Source organism: Brevibacillus brevis, from assembly GCF_022026395.1.
Classification (GTDB): domain Bacteria; phylum Bacillota; class Bacilli; order Brevibacillales; family Brevibacillaceae; genus Brevibacillus.
Window position 1 is genome coordinate 1,001,248 of the sequence record NZ_CP041767.1, and the last position, 15,172, is coordinate 1,016,419.

At 43.9% G+C, this 15,172-nt stretch carries 11 protein-coding genes; 6 read left to right on the forward strand and 5 right to left on the reverse strand.

Going from position 1 to position 15,172, the window contains the following annotated elements; all coding sequences use genetic code 11:
• Positions 1 to 217 precede the first annotated feature (217 nt).
• From FO446_RS05095 to FO446_RS05105, 3 genes are all read left to right on the forward strand, one after another.
• A complete protein-coding gene (locus tag FO446_RS05095) occupies positions 218 to 2,023 on the forward strand; it encodes a hypothetical protein (protein WP_232774399.1) in 1,806 nt (601 codons plus the stop codon).
• A gap of 16 nt (positions 2,024 to 2,039) precedes the next feature.
• Entirely contained in the window at positions 2,040 to 7,415 is a 5,376-nt protein-coding gene (locus FO446_RS05100; RefSeq protein WP_237900042.1) for an RHS repeat domain-containing protein, read from the forward strand.
• Between the two features lie 873 nt (positions 7,416 to 8,288).
• On the forward strand, positions 8,289 to 8,441 hold the full coding sequence (locus FO446_RS05105; protein WP_221868780.1) for a hypothetical protein: 153 nt from the start codon (positions 8,289 to 8,291) through the stop codon (positions 8,439 to 8,441).
• 101 nt (positions 8,442 to 8,542) lie between these two features.
• Here FO446_RS05105 and FO446_RS05110 read toward each other — a convergent pair whose 3' ends face one another.
• Complete coding sequence (locus FO446_RS05110; protein ID WP_173611324.1) at positions 8,543 to 9,424, reverse strand: YitT family protein; 882 nt, start codon at positions 9,422 to 9,424, stop codon at positions 8,543 to 8,545.
• A 241-nt stretch (positions 9,425 to 9,665) separates the two neighbouring features.
• On the opposite strand from FO446_RS05110, the gene FO446_RS05115 reads away from it, so the two are divergent.
• The 3 genes from FO446_RS05115 to FO446_RS05125 all read left to right on the forward strand — a co-directional run bounded on the left by FO446_RS05115 (position 9,666) and on the right by FO446_RS05125 (position 11,225).
• Positions 9,666 to 10,151 carry an SRPBCC family protein gene (locus FO446_RS05115; RefSeq protein ID WP_221868779.1) on the forward strand — a complete coding sequence of 162 codons (486 nt, stop codon included), beginning with the start codon at positions 9,666 to 9,668 and terminating at the stop codon, positions 10,149 to 10,151.
• Positions 10,152 to 10,234: 83 nt separating this feature from the next.
• Positions 10,235 to 10,561, forward strand: coding sequence for a YnfA family protein (locus tag FO446_RS05120; protein ID WP_047073594.1), 327 nt, complete (start codon positions 10,235 to 10,237; stop codon positions 10,559 to 10,561).
• Positions 10,562 to 10,580: 19 nt separating this feature from the next.
• On the forward strand, positions 10,581 to 11,225 hold the full coding sequence (locus FO446_RS05125; RefSeq protein WP_221868778.1) for a DUF2625 domain-containing protein: 645 nt from the start codon (positions 10,581 to 10,583) through the stop codon (positions 11,223 to 11,225).
• A 37-nt stretch (positions 11,226 to 11,262) separates the two neighbouring features.
• On the opposite strand, the gene eutH is transcribed toward FO446_RS05125, so the two are convergent.
• From eutH to FO446_RS05145, 4 genes are all read right to left on the reverse strand, one after another.
• Complete coding sequence (gene eutH / locus FO446_RS05130) at positions 11,263 to 12,534, reverse strand: ethanolamine utilization protein EutH (protein ID WP_173611328.1); 1,272 nt, start codon at positions 12,532 to 12,534, stop codon at positions 11,263 to 11,265.
• 376 nt (positions 12,535 to 12,910) lie between these two features.
• Positions 12,911 to 13,111, reverse strand: a complete 201-nt coding sequence (locus FO446_RS05135; protein ID WP_048031362.1) for a cold-shock protein — start codon at positions 13,109 to 13,111, stop codon at positions 12,911 to 12,913.
• Positions 13,112 to 13,358: 247 nt separating this feature from the next.
• Entirely contained in the window at positions 13,359 to 13,958 is a 600-nt protein-coding gene (locus FO446_RS05140; RefSeq protein ID WP_237900043.1) for a nitroreductase family protein, read from the reverse strand.
• A 333-nt stretch (positions 13,959 to 14,291) separates the two neighbouring features.
• Positions 14,292 to 15,077, reverse strand: a complete 786-nt coding sequence (locus tag FO446_RS05145; RefSeq protein WP_221868777.1) for a class I SAM-dependent methyltransferase — start codon at positions 15,075 to 15,077, stop codon at positions 14,292 to 14,294.
• Positions 15,078 to 15,172 lie beyond the last annotated feature (95 nt).

Genomic DNA, 15,172 nt, shown 5'->3' on the forward strand with positions numbered 1-15,172 from the left:
CACACAAGCGTTCATTTTGCCCGAGATAGTTCCAGTCAGGCTATACTAGAGTCAAACGAAAGAAATCAATACGAAGCAAGATAGCAGCCATCCGGTGATCAGCCGGGTGGCTGTTTGCGTTTGGTGGTTGGTTTCATCGTTTAACAAAACCAAAAGAAAGGGGTACAGGAATCACATGAAAAGGAAGCATCTTATTTTTTTCTTGGTTTGTTGTCTCATGTTGCAACCCGCATCGATTATTGCAAAAGAAAGAGACAATCCTTCCAAAAAGGCTTTGCCAATGGAGGCGACAGATCGGTCTATCCAGCAAATAGATCGTGAGTGGGTCCATTATCAAAATGAATGGGAGCTGCTCATGAAGCTTTCCGTCAAAAACAAGGATCTCGAACTGGCAAAAAAATTGAATCGGGAAAGAAACGAACTTCTCGCAAAATGGAAAGACAAGAGAACAGGAGGTTCACTTGAGAAATACCAAGCTGAATTGAAAACGGCACGGATGCAATTAACGAGTCCGCCTGTGAGGTCTTTTGCTGCTGCAAAAGCAATTTCTGTAGCTTCTGTCGATCTATACGAGCCGAATGATGAGGTTTCACAGGCTTCTCCGGTCAGCATTGGGAATTCAATCGAAAGTTACCTGTCGTACTCAGGCGATCAGGACTTTTATTGGTTCGAGGCCAAGAAAAATGCTCCGATAACAGTCAGCCTGCAAGTTCCTTCTGCCATGGATTATGACGTCTATGTCCTTGATGAGCTTGGGGAGGTAGTAGCAAGCAGTGCCAATGGTACAGGTGAAGAAGAAATGGCTTCGTTCCAGGCAACGGCCGGAAGCAAGTATTATCCAGTTGTGTATGGGTTTGATTTTTCTACCGACGAACCGTATCAACTACGGCTGGCAGAAGATCAGTTATATGTCTTTCAGCCATACGATGTCAGTCTCCCTGAAGGAGTCGATCAGGTTTTTCAATTAACACCGACAACCGATGGAGTCTTTCGGATTTATACAGGACCATATGGTGACGTTGGCCCGGAAAATGACACGATGATTGAGTTGTATTCCAATTCGAGTCTGACAGATTTGCTCGCAGACAACGATGATGTTTCCGACCTAACACGCTTCTCAGAGGTAACGTCACATTTGGTTGGAGGTCAACCGTATTTTGTCAAACTAAGTGCTCTCAGCGGAAATCTTCACACGCGAATTCGGGCAGAGCTCGACCCGCAATCGTATCCAGAACTGAAGACGAACAATCCTCTGGACGTCACGCTGGAAGGCGTATCAAGAAATGTATACAAATTTACGCCTGATGCTTCGGGATATGTAAAATTTTCCACAAGTCCTTTTGGCGAAGGGGATATGGTTGTGGATACTGTACTCGAACTCTATTCTGACGAAAATCTGACGAATCAAATTGCCACGAACGATGACAATGGAGAATCGCTGTTTTCAGAGATTCAGATGTATGTAACATCCGGTGAGACTATCTATGTTGTGCTTTGGGCATATAGTGATGATTTCTCTTTTGTGAGGCTGAATACGAGTGCTGATCCTTCAGCGAGCCCTACGATTTCAGTAGGATCTGCGGTTATCCAGGAAAACTTGCTCAATGACGGAACCATTACGGCTACACAGGTTGTTACACTTGCCAATGGAACATTTGTTCATGACATGTCTTCCGGAGTCACTGTGAATAACTTACCCGCAGGCTTAGGTCTTCAGGTTACAAGGGTAAGTGACACACAAATATTTATTGCATTTACGGGCAAGGCAATGAATCATGCGAACGTAAATGACGTATCGAACGCAACTGTATCTATTGATCCCGCAAAAGTAGTCGGTGCCTCTACCAATCTTACGAGTAATCCGTTTCGTTTTGATTTCATCGACACTGTCAGCGGAGGTTCATTCCAATATGTTTACAATAACCGGAATCAATTGACTCAAATTTATGAGAACGGGACTCTAATTATCGAGATCACCTACGATGAAAACGGGAACGTGTTAACAAAAACAAGAGTGAATTAAAGGAGGGATAACCATCATGAACTTACAAAAATGGCTAACGTCATTTGTAACAGCCGCTTTGGTCACGACCGCGATTTTTCCAAGTATGGCCTATGCGACACCAACCAATAAGTCTGTAAAGAAGGATACGAAAGAATGGGTCATTGAGAAAATCAATAACGTCCCATCTAAAAGCCCTCAGGAAACAGACGCTGCTCAAGTGCCAGTGTTGACACAAGCGGAGCTGAAGGAACTGTCATGGGACCCGCTCTCAGTTGAGACAGTGACCGAAATGACGAAAACATTTGATCGCAAATCGATGCAGATCGCCTCTTACTTCTATCCGAAGCTGCGAAAGCTGTTGAGCAGCAAGGAAAAGGTAGAGCAAAATACATGGAACGATAAAGTGGTCCAAGATTTGCTGAAAAGTGTAACGACTAGTCAACGGGAACAATTAATGACCCACGTTCCTGACATTTTTACGTTTGAGAAAAAACAGGAAGTAGCTGAATGGAGCAAGCAGACAATGGGGCTCGCACTTGCAGCTGAAGACGTCCAATACTCAGTAGGACAAATGGCGCAGTATTACACGAAAACGTACTCGGGCAAACCCGTAGACGAGTTTTATCGTGCTGCGAATCTGGTTGAGACAGACTTGGCTTTGTCAGGGAAGAACGGAATGGATCTGGTCATTCAACGGATGTACAACCAGTTGGATAGCAAAACGAGAGAACCTGTATTGAAATACGATAGTAGAAATGAAACGTGGGAAAATCGCAGGGAAACTAAGTTGTTTAAAAACGAGTTCATTCCCTTTGCAACAGGGTGGACCTTCAATATTCCGATGTTTGAATATTATGACGAGATTACAACAGAAGAAGTCAGTCTCTTTACGGAAAATGGGGAGGAGAAAACGCAATATCGTTTAGCTGTTCGGGAGGACGAAGCGGGCAGAAGCGTATCGCGCTATGTTTTTCATCTGGAAGACGGTACGACTCTCATCCGGGAAGGGAATAAGTGGGTGAATTATCCCTATGAAGGAATCTCCTTTACCGAACAAGCAGAGGGACGAGATGTTGAATTAATTGTCAATGGATTTCGTTATACGTTTGAGCGATCTGGCAGTGAGCTGTTGGTCACAAAACGCAACCCATTTGGCGATACGATCCGATATCGAATGGATGAACAAAATGACTCTGTCGTCGAAATCGAGGATACCTATGGACGCTTTGTAGTGATGGAGCGTGATACGGCAGGCGGAATTAAAAACCTGAAGCTGTACAGAGATGAAACAGATAAAGATCAGGATGAGCCAATCAAAACGGTTGACTATGATGTCGTGTACAGCAACAATACGAATCCTGAACGCAGCACATCTGCTGAGTTGGTTTCCGTTGAACAAAACAATGAAGTCGTTGCTACCTATGAGTATGAAATGAGGGAGGCAGAATTTAACCTTATTAGCGATTATACCTTCAGTCGTGATGATTCCTTTGCTTTTGAGTCGTACGATTACTTGGATCAGGATAACGAAAATCGCAACAAAAATTTGGATTACATGCTGTTGCGATCGGTTCATTATCCGATCAATGGGTTAACGATGACCTATTACTATTCCATCTATCAGGAAAATAAAGTGGCACAAAGCCGTGGAGTTGTTCGACTTTACCAGGATGACAATATTCTGTCCTATGTCAGCTATCATCCAGTAAGTATGGTTGATTTCAGTTACATTCCGTACGGAAAGACAGAAGAAGAAGTCATGTACAGCTTGGAATACAGCATAGGGAAAATGTGGGAAATCTGGAAGAAGCCAAGAAGCTGGTCGTTCCATCGATTGATCGACGCAGATGAGCGTTTCGGCGATATTGTTTCTACGATTGAATATGATTCCTTTTTACATGGAGTTGAGAAGACCTTTGAGACTGATGAAAGCGGGAACCATCTAGTAAAGCGGATTCGAACCAAAACGCTGCGGAACAATCCAGATTTGCAAATCAGCGACGGTAATACAACCTACAAATACAACCCCATCCAATATACAACCTATGCCTATCAGAATAAAAAGCCAATCTATCAATTCAGTTTTATGGACGGTGTCCCCAACGAAACGGTTCGTGAGTTCTTGATGGACCCGCAAGTAGATGCCGATGGTTCTTTGCAAATTGATTCTGCGACCGAAGAGATTTTACCCAATTATGCAAAGATCTCAAAGTTCCGCTATAACGACTTCGGAGATATCACTGAGCATGTTGACGCCAGTGGCATTGTGACGAAATGGAACTATGAGTTTTTTACCGTATGGGGAGAAGATCGAGCATATCGCCCTGTTGAAAAGATTACCAAAAAATCAAGTGACAACACGTTGGTACAGACTAATTCGTTCACCTTTAATGCCGATAGGCTGATTGATCAGGAAACAGAAGAACGAACCTACCCAACCAGTACAGGTGAAAGAACAGATACGGTTATCCGTAATCTGGAGTACAACACTGACGAACAGGTTTCGAAAATAGAAGAGATCACTTCTACGACTGATCCTGCGATTTCTGATAGCTATTTGGTGACAACATTTGATCAGTACGACAATTATGGACACGTGATCGAAAAGGCTATCAAGGAAGTTGATTTGGGCAATCAGACTACCGATCTTGTTTTTCACTATGAATATGTGAATGGTCTGGATTTGTTAGAGACACAAACTTTCAGTGATGGCAGTACAGTTCACTACTTCTATGACAATCTGGATCGTCTTAACGAAGAAGTTTTTGATCACGACGGACAGAAAAAGACAGTTGCGTATACCTTCGACGATGCTTCGCGTAAAGTGACCAAAGAAGTATTTACGAATGGAGAAGCAGACCCTTATGCATTGAAACAGGTTACGTACTATACCGTTCATGGTGATGTGGAATTACAGGAAGAAGTGAGTGACAGCGGTGCAAGATCGCTGGTTGCCAACGAGTATAGCAGAAGCTTGTTTGACGGCAGACATGTTCGTTCCACTACCCCGAATGGAATGGAAGAACGTAAGCTGGAATATGACTACTATACGGATGGCAGCCTGAAGTCTGTTACGAATTCAAAGGGAGAAACAACGTCTCATTCCTATGCGAACACAGCAGTAACTGAGGACAGCTATTTGCCACAAGGAGCCACTGTTGCCCAGCACCCGAATGGCTTGCAAACTGTTCAGTTGTTTGACCAATTCGGTTATGTACAAGTGGAGCAGGCAAAGGACCTCAGTCAAACGCGACGGATCGAATATGACTATGACGGATGGGGCAGGCTCTCGGCGAAAGAAGTCTATGGCTACGATGGAGAAGTCCGTCATTGGAACTATTTGTACGATGTTTCAGGAAACCTTGTATATTTAATTGATCCACTAAATCAAGAGTATCGTTATGATTATGATCTTCAAGGTAACCTCGTCAAGGTAACGGAAAATGGCACAGAGACTAGACAGTATGCCTATAATAATCTCTCCTGGAAATTGGGAGAATCCGATATCCAGGGGAATCAAAGTGAAAGCATACGCTATCAGTTGAACGGTGAAATTGATTCGGTCACCGATAAGGCAGGAAATGTTCATCAATACAGCTACACGCCGTTTTATGAAATAGCCGAGTTACGTGTAAGCAAAACGGATGGCACCACTGTTTATACGAGTACAAATGAGTATGATGCCATTACTCGCCAGATCATCAGACAGTCAAACAGCGATGGGCAGGAAATCGCATACAGCTACGATGCATATGGCCGCTTGAAAAACCAGACAGCATTTAACCGCAACTACACGATTGGCTACGAAAACGACGATAGTGCCATGGATTACCTGACATATCCAGATGGTACGAGAGTCAACTATTCTTACGACTATGAAGGCAGAATCAAGAGCGTCGATAGTACACTTTCCGGGTTGATCACCTATCATTACACACGCAGCTCCTCTGGTGACACGGAGACGGTTCGCTATCCGAATGGCGTAGAGGCTCGGAAAGAATACAATTCCTTTGGGGAAGCCATCACAACAGGGCATACGCAAAATGGTGCTTCCGTGTGGTCGGAACAGTTACGCTATGATGCATTTGGCAACAAAACAGAGATTCAGCAAAACGGAAAGACCTATCGCTACGAGTACGATCAGATTGATCGAATCGCTACAGAGTCGAATCCGCAGGGGGAGCGCACCTATCGTTACGACACAAGAGGCAATCGGGAACATGTGGAAGGCACCGAGCCACATACAAGAGACAGCTATACATTTACCTATGATGGATTGAACCGCTTGAAAACCTATTCGAAACAGAATGGGGACAGCGGTTCTTTCGCGTACAATCCGGATGGATTACGTGCTGTGAAGGAATCCAATGGGGATGCTACGAAATATGTTTACGTAAATGGGTATGTGATAGAAGAATTAGATCAAAACGGAAATGTGAAAGCCCGAAACATCTGGGGCAACGGCATTTTATTCCGCAAGCTCCAAAGTGGCGGGCAGCAAGGTGGCTATTACCTCGGAGACAGTCTGGGCAATGTCAAAAAGATCGTAGACAGAAACGGACAAGTACTCAACACCTACGAATACGATATTTGGGGTAACGTTGTTGCGAAGTCGGAGTCTATGGAAAATCCGTTTATGTATACGGGCGAGATTTACGACTCGGAAACAGGGCTGTATTATCTACGTGCTAGGTACTATGATCCGAGTGTTGGGCGGTTTATTTCGGAGGATGCGTATAAGGGTGCGGTGGATAATCCGCTGACGCTTAACAGGTATACGTATGTGGAGAATAATCCATTGAGATACACTGATCCAAGTGGACATAGAAAAAGAGGTATAGATTTTTCGTGGTCATTTTTTACGTATCAATATGGGATTCACGATGGCACGTACGTAGATGCTTGGTTCGACGGAGATATTACAGACTCAGAATTTCTGAAAGGTGTAGGTATTAAACATTATGGCTGGAGAAGCGGGGATGATAGAAGTCGAGGGGACATAATTGGAAGCCTGAATGACTTTGATAATGATGAGAAAAATGTAGTGGAGAACTTGTTGGAAATGGGGCATGATGTAAAGCCTATTCCAAGGATAAAAGGTCAAAAAACTTACGATTTTGATGTTGATGGTGTCCCTACAGAGTTAAAAACAGCAAACCCTCAAAATGGTCTACTGAACATTAATTCAGCAAGTGACAAGATACGTGAAGGTCTACTGAAACAACAAGCACATGTTGTAATTTATGATATGAGAAAGTTGAAAAGTGATCCATCAGTCTTCAATATTTATGAGGTTATTTATGACACAGCTAGAAAAATGAAAGATCAAGTATGGGGAAAGGAAGTCCATATTTGGACTAAAGACGGGATTTACAAATTTAATTATGGTTATCCTGAAAATATGACATAGGAGATGAAAAATAAATGGCTGGAATGCAATGTAAATGTGGAAAGATACTTTCGAACACCAGTTCTCCTAATGAAGTTCAACTAAGGGTGTATTCTGATCTAGAGTACGAAGAAATTCTTGGGTTATCATCAATCAGAGATATATTTCCACCAAAAAATGATGTCTGGCGATGCAACAATTGTGAAAGAATATACGTATTTGACGAAGAAGATAATCTTGTAAAAACCTATGTATTAGAGAAAGACTAATGTTATAAACCCCAGACGAGCATATGCTTGTCTGGGGTTCTTTGTGATATTTTGCTCTTGAGGAAGAGAAAAATAGCTCCGACCCAAATGAACCGTTTTATCCCTAATAGGTAACATCACCCTTTTTGAGATTTTCTTATTAGAATCGGATTCATGCGAACCGGTCAAGGTGAAAAATGCGGAGCTAAGCGAAGGAGTGAAGGTTTCTTTTTTTGCTTGAATTATTATTCTTATTTCAATAACAGTCTATTGAACATGTAAGACCGGGAGACAACTGACAAATCACTCACAAAAACATCACAGAATAGGATGATGATGTAAAGTGGAGGTACTTGGTCAATTTTTTCTGATGATGATATAGAGGAAATATCCGTTTTAAAAGATCTATGTAATGGAATTAGTGTAAATGGTAGCCTTTTTATATGTTTTGAGGTACTAGATGGTATTTTTCAGGAACGAAATATCTAGTAGATATGAACAGAATTGTTTAGAAAGAAATGATGTCAACGAGCCTGATTAATGAGTAGAGGGAAATACCCAATGCGTTAAATTTAGTGACAGGTGAAATTAACTTAGAATAACAAATGATCAGGGTATCAGTAGTATAAGTTGAGGTGAAAAATCCATGAGTAAATTTCAAATGCTAACCGATGAGCGCTCTGAGGAATTTTTAGAGTTGATTGCTAATGATATGGTCGAGCTATTTCATATTACGTTAGAAGAGGCAATAGGTAGAATGAACCGGGAGTGGAGAGTCCTTTGGGGTTTATTCATGTAAAAAGCATTCTTACAAAGAAAATTTGTACTCGTAATTACAAAAAAATACCCTATAGACAGACGTTCCCCAACGCCCACTCTATAGGGTACACTTTTTTCCTTTTAATGAATCGCGTTCTTCTTAAACTGCCCACCGCGCACATCGTGAATATTGCCCACAGCCAGGAAGGCATTCGGGTCCACTTCTTCCACGATCAGCTTCAGCTTGGCTTCTTCCAAACGCGTAATAATGCAGAAAATCACTTTCTTGTCGTCTCCGGTATAGCCGCCTTCCCCATTCAAATAGGTAACGCCACGACCCAGACGAGCAACAATCGCATCTCCCAAATCCTTGTGATTGTCGCTAATAATCCATACCGCTTTCGACTCCTGGAAGCCTTCGATGGTCAGATCGATCATTTTGAATGCAATGTAATAGGCGATCAGCGAGTACATCGCGCGATCCCAACCGAATACAAATCCGGCACTGCTCAAAATGAATAAGTTCATAAACATTACGATCTCACCAACGGAGAACGGAGATTTCTTGTTAAGCAGTACAGCGACGATCTCTGTACCGTCCAGAGAGCCTCCATAGCGGAGAACGAGTCCTACGCCAATCCCTAGAAGTATGCCGCCAAAAACAGCTGCAAGCAGGGGATCATCCGTTAGCCCTTTGACAGGGTGAAGGAGTGTCGTTCCAATTGACATGATCGTAACCCCAAAGAGGGTTGAGAGTGCAAACGTTTTTCCGATTTGCTTATACCCTATAATTAAGAAGGGCAAGTTAAGCACGAACAGGAAAACGCCAAGAGGCAACCCAGACAGATGCGAGGTAATAATCGAGATACCTACGATTCCACCGTCAATAATATTGTTCGGTACGAGAAAAATCTCGAGCGCTACCGAAAACAGGGAAGCACCAATCAGGATACCGAAGATCCTCTTGAGCAATTTTCCAATGGGTAATTTCTGATGAGCCGATTTAGCAAGTGGTTGTTCCATCGTTCCTCTCCCCATTGTGAAATTTTTTACTTACTTAGCTATTATAGCATTCATTCTTATGCGATTACTGCACAATTACACTTTTTAGTAAAAAATATTCCATTCAGACTTATTCAGACTCATTTTTACACTTGAAATCTCGCTCGGACGTGAGGTTGGAAGTAGCGAGTGTTCTGTATTGACTGGCTATACAGAAATTGCTATTTTCAAACTGTTAGGAAAATAGTTGGGGGGAAGCATAATGGGTTTCTTGAAAGCGGAGATAGAAGTATCATCATCTATAGAGCTGGTTTGGTGGGCATGGACACGAAAGGAACGGCTTGTGCAGTGGTTTGCGCCTGATGCAACGATTGAGCCGTACCTGGGCGGAGCGTATGAATTGTACTTCCATCCAGCCAATCGCGACCAGATGGGGACGAAAGGCTGCATCATTACCCATTTTGAACCGAAGGAGCGCCTCGGCTTTACATGGAAGGGACCGGATGAATTCGCAGATACCATGAATCACGAGGATGCTTTGACTTATGTGCTTGTCACTTTGTCTGAAGCAGGGGGGAAAACGCAAGTATTGGTCGAGCATTTCGGTTGGAAAGAGGGAGAGGAGTGGGAAAAGGCTCGGGGTTGGCACGAAATGGCTTGGTCTCATGTTCTGGGGAGCCTGAAATCTGCACTTGAATCGGGCGAAGGAGATTTGTGCTGCTTTCCACAAGCTGCCCATCAAGGATAGATTTTGAGGATTTGTCCGTCATGGCGAGCCAATAGACGTGATCTTTGCGCTTACTCGTTTTGATAGGAAAAGAGGAGACATGAATGACAGCATCGATACTCTTGTTTATTTTGGCGGGATTGGCGGAAATCGGCGGGGGATATTTGGTATGGCTGTGGCTAAAGGAGTCCAAGCCGTACTGGTACGGTATCGTTGGTGCGCTGATCTTGGTTTTGTACGGAATCATTCCTACGCTTCAAAGCTTCCCTTCCTTCGGGCGGGTATATGCCGCCTATGGAGGGGTTTTTATCATTCTTGCGGTTTTTTGGGGATGGTTGGTGGATAAAAAGACACCCGATTTGTATGATTGGGTGGGCGCTATCATCTGCTTGGTCGGAGTGAGCGTCATCTTATGGGCGCCGCGCCAATAGTTTGGGAGTGGAGGCAGAAATGAAAAGCTTCGAGGAATTGTACTGCAAAAAGGATTCAGCGTTGGAAGAAATAAACAAATGGCAGTCAGCATCAGACCGGAAAATTACCCTTCTTCCATCTGAAAAGGAGAAGGGGAAAAAACAGCTTGTTGATCTACAAGTGACGACGAGGTCAACTCTAGGTGCTGTTGCTTTTGAAACAGGCGGGATTCTGATACACCAAGGCTGGCTACGGATTCTAGGGTCTGGCCATCCTTATTTACCCCGTTCCATCACTTCTTGGAATCAGCAATGTGCCTTGAACGGGATGCTGCTGGTAGCAGACGATGTCATAGGGGGGTTCTTTGCGATCAATGGTGGAATGTTTCCGGATTCGATAGGCGGTATATGGTATTTCGCTCCGGACAGTCTTGCGTGGGAGGATCTTGAAATTGGCTATACCGACTTTTTGCAATGGGCAATGACCGGGGATATCCATACGTTTTATGAGACATTTTTCTGGAAGGATTGGGAGAAGGACGTTTCCAAGCTAAAAGGCGATGAAATGTTTGCAATCTATCCTTTTTTGTGGTCGAAGGAAGCTCGTGAATTAACAATGGAGGGGTGCTCCAAAAAGCCGGTACCTGCATTGGAAATTTGGGAGATGAGCAAGAAAGTTGAGTAAAGGAAAGAGCGGCCCTCGAAGGACCGCTCTTTTGCTTTTATTGTTTGGTTGCTGCAACTTCAGCTTGAGCGCTGTGATGATCCAAGTACTCATCTGGACCGATAATTCCCGCAGCACGATCTTGTTTTTCCAGTTCAAGGGCTTTCGGTACGGAGAGCCAGTAAGCGAAAGCAATCCCGATAATACCTGCACCCAATTTACCAAGCATGACCGGCAAGATAATGTTTGGTTGGAAGTTTGCCGAGAAGGACAAGTGATCACCCAACAAGAAAGCGGAACAAACCCCGAAGGAAATGTTGATCACCTTGTCTTTTGGCGGCATGGAACGAATGAGACGGAACATCGCCAGGATGTTCGCGCTCGTTGCGAGCAAGCCTGCACTACCAGAAGGGCTCATGCCTAGCTTATTACCCAATACTTCGAGTGGCTTCGCTGCATATTTACGCAGCATGTAAACCATTGGGAACGCACCTGCGAGCATGATACCGATGTAACCAGCGGTCTCCAACGCACGGTATTGGTCGGTTGGATCGGCGATGATCGGATCGAAGCCCCATGCTCCGAAAATCTTTGTAAAGATACCAGTAAAGTGTTGCACGATCGAGAATACGAGTACGAGCTTGATAGCTGCATCCATTGTCTTTCCGAAAATCATGAAGCCTTTAATCATCAAGTCTGGCAGGAAGCGCAGACCAGCAGCAATTGCTAATACGAAGAACAAAATTGGTGAAAGGTTCAGAAGTACCTGTCCGAAGCCAATGGCAAAAGCATAAGTCGATTCAGCATTCGTCGAGATTTCATTGCGAACCTCTGCATTTGTCAAAACCAGAATGGCACTGGAGATAAAAGCACCGATCGGAACTGTCAAAATTCCGGACATTACGCCAAGCGCCATGTATTTATGGTCGCGCTTGTCCAACATAGCAAGTCCCATTGGGATGGAGAACACGATCGTAGCACCGGCCATCAGACCGACGATCATCGCCATAATCCAACCTTCCGTGGAGGTCTTCAGGAGGTTTGCCAACTGATAGCCACCCATGTCAGATGCGAGAATCGCAGTTGCCGCAATCGCAGGATCTGCTCCAATTTTGTTGAAGATGGGTGATACCGCTTTTTCAACGAACCAAGAGATGTACGGGAGGGATGCCATAATACCGGCAGCAGGAACGAAGATGTAACCTGTTGAGTGAATCCCTTCCATGAACTCCTTACCGAGACCCTCATCGCTGTTGCGGATCGCGGCAATGGCACCAATTACTGCACATAACATGATGATGTAAATAATAACGCTTCCAATGTGCTCCATGGATATCCCACCTTTTTGCGGATGTAAACAATAAAAGCACTTAGGATCTCATTAAATAAATGAGATATACCCTAAGCGCCTTTGCTTACTTGTATGAACTTGTTTACAGGTAATGGTAATAACAGCCAACTGGAACCGCTTTCATAGCTCGCTAAAAATAAACGGAAAATACATGTCGCGTTTATTCCATATGTGTACATTCTGAATATCTTATGCTAGAAAGCGCCGTTGCTTTACTCTGCATTATAAAGAGATTATATGGGGAGGCATGGCTAATGTCAACTGCCCTTTAGGAACAAAGAACGAATTATGTGAGGAAAAAGTGCTGGAAAAAAAAGCCGCCCTTGTTATTCGCAAGGGCAGCTTTATGTGTAATTTACAGTTTTACTACGTTCTCAGCTTGTGGACCACGGTTGCCTTCAACCACGTTGAATTCTACGCGTTGGCCTTCTTCGAGGGTTTTGAAACCGTCGCCTTGGATTGCGCTGAAGTGAACGAATACATCGTTTCCGCCTTCAACTGCGATGAAGCCATAACCTTTTTCTGCGTTGAACCATTTAACTGTACCTGTTTGCATGGGTGTTACCTCCAACAAAATAAAATGAATATGTAACTTTTATTTATATAAAATAAAATTCACACATTGTAAAAGGTTCAAACATAAGTGTAAACCCTTTACAATATGTGAACGCTTTAAATAAGAATCTTTTGTTTAAGCTAATACTATCACAGACGACAGAGGAAAGCAATCGCTCAATACACGAAAGGACGGCCCGAATAGGAAATTCTGAGCCGTCCATTACAAACATGGAGCAAAATGTTACTTAGGAAAAGAACTTCACTCTCTCATCCAACGATTGGAATTGTTTTTCTCCTGGTTGAGCGGTTGGCTTGCCAAAAGGCATCTGTGCTCTCAGCTTCCATTCGCTAGGGAGCTTCCACGTTTGTTGGACTTCTTCATCGATGAGTGGATTGTAATGCTGCAAGGAAGCACCGAAGCCCTCGATTTCCAAAGCAGTCCATACAACATACTGAAGCATTCCGGAAGATTGCTCGGACCAAATCGGGAAATTATCTTTGTACGCTTCGAATTGCTGCATGAGGTTTTGGACGACGCTTTGGTCTTCAAAGAAAAGAACAGTGCCGTAGCCGCTACCGAAGGAGTTCATTTTTTCTTCCGTGGCTCCGAAATTTTCAGCGGGAACGATTTTACGCAGCGTTTCTTTGGTAATGTTCCACAGCTTATCGTGCTCCGCACCCAAGAGGACGACAACGCGAGCGCTTTGGGAGTTGAATGCGGATGGTGTGTACTTTACTGCTTCCTGTAAGATTTCTTTAATGCGTTCATCAGAGACAACATTTTCCTTGCTGATCCCATAGTACGTTCTTCTGTCTTTTACGGCTGCAATAAAATCCTTACCCACTTTGCATTCCTCCTGCAACTTGTTTTTACACTAACATGATGCATTATTAGGGAGAAGCTTATTCAATGTTTTGTTTCTTACATTTCGTAATTAAATATAAATTTCCGTGCAACTATTGTCAACTTCTGGGTTTGCTAATAGCGATAAGTAAACTTTTTTTCGGTTAAAATGGGATGAGAAGGTTCGAATTAGTAAGGAGGATATTATGATTACCAAAATGGCGGGGACCTATGCGACTTTTCAGGATGAAGACGGCAACAGCTATTTACTAAAAGGATAAGCGAAGTGACGACCTCGGGCCAAATGCGGCTGGAGGTTTTTTAACAGGACGAATCAAACAATCGCGCGTACGAGGTAATACATATGCGTAGTAGGCAGACCGTCAGAAGTCGCATAGCGGTCAAAAATCGGCATAACACTCTCCATGTGTTGTTCGATGGCGGACGTGAGAATAGTGGGACTTTGCCCAAAGCAACGCATGCGAATGACATCGAGCGGGGCCTGAAAATACTCGGTGGCAATCACGGTCTGAATATCCACTCGCTGGAAAGCGGCTTGTCTGAGTCTCTCCTGCAGATTTTGCAAGATCGGGGTGTCTGCTGTACGTGAACCAAATAAATGAGGAAACCATTCGAATAATTCGGCGGACAACTGATCGCCCGGATGTAATCCAATGAATGAGCCTCCTCTTTTGACGACGCGTGCTATATCTGGATAGGCGGAGGTAGGTCCCTTGCGATTGTAGGCGCAATCGAACGTATCGTCATGGAAGGGGAGGGTATATTTCGTATTGGTGACAACGAAGGAGACGTTTTCGGGTGTTTGCGTACGGGTCTTTTGCACAAAGTTTTCTGTCACATCCAAGCCGACGATTTCTTTGGCGGAACGGCTCCAGTGCAGTGTGAATGCGCCATGCCCGCAGCCGATGTCAAGAACGGATTGACTCGGAACGATACGACTAATTTCTTCCATAAAAAGCGACTCGCCATTCGGTTCTGTAATGGTAGAGCGCCATGGGTATACGTATTCACCCGTCATTTTGCCCAACTGTGTGTACCAGGCCAAAGAGTGGGGAGCAAGCCAGTCGGGATGGGTGTTCGGATTCGGTGGATGAAGCATGATCGGTCACCTCTCATCTAAAGGAAATGGACAACAGGATTCATTGTAAGTATTTCCCTGTCTTTTGACAAACTTTTTAAACGGCTTTACATAGA

Bases quoted from the DNA above. Each gene is read 5' to 3' on its own strand.
- FO446_RS05095 (WP_232774399.1), top strand. From the start codon at position 218: ATGTTGCAACCCGCATCGATTATTGCAAAAGAAAGAGACAATCCTTCC.
- FO446_RS05100 (WP_237900042.1), top strand. From the start codon at position 2,040: ATGAACTTACAAAAATGGCTAACGTCATTTGTAACAGCCGCTTTGGTC.
- FO446_RS05105 (WP_221868780.1), top strand. From the start codon at position 8,289: ATGAGTAAATTTCAAATGCTAACCGATGAGCGCTCTGAGGAATTTTTA.
- FO446_RS05110 (WP_173611324.1), bottom strand. From the start codon at position 9,424: ATGGAACAACCACTTGCTAAATCGGCTCATCAGAAATTACCCATTGGA.
- FO446_RS05115 (WP_221868779.1), top strand. From the start codon at position 9,666: ATGGGTTTCTTGAAAGCGGAGATAGAAGTATCATCATCTATAGAGCTG.
- FO446_RS05120 (WP_047073594.1), top strand. From the start codon at position 10,235: ATGACAGCATCGATACTCTTGTTTATTTTGGCGGGATTGGCGGAAATC.
- FO446_RS05125 (WP_221868778.1), top strand. From the start codon at position 10,581: ATGAAAAGCTTCGAGGAATTGTACTGCAAAAAGGATTCAGCGTTGGAA.
- eutH (WP_173611328.1), bottom strand. From the start codon at position 12,534: ATGGAGCACATTGGAAGCGTTATTATTTACATCATCATGTTATGTGCA.
- FO446_RS05135 (WP_048031362.1), bottom strand. From the start codon at position 13,111: ATGCAAACAGGTACAGTTAAATGGTTCAACGCAGAAAAAGGTTATGGC.
- FO446_RS05145 (WP_221868777.1), bottom strand. From the start codon at position 15,077: ATGCTTCATCCACCGAATCCGAACACCCATCCCGACTGGCTTGCTCCC.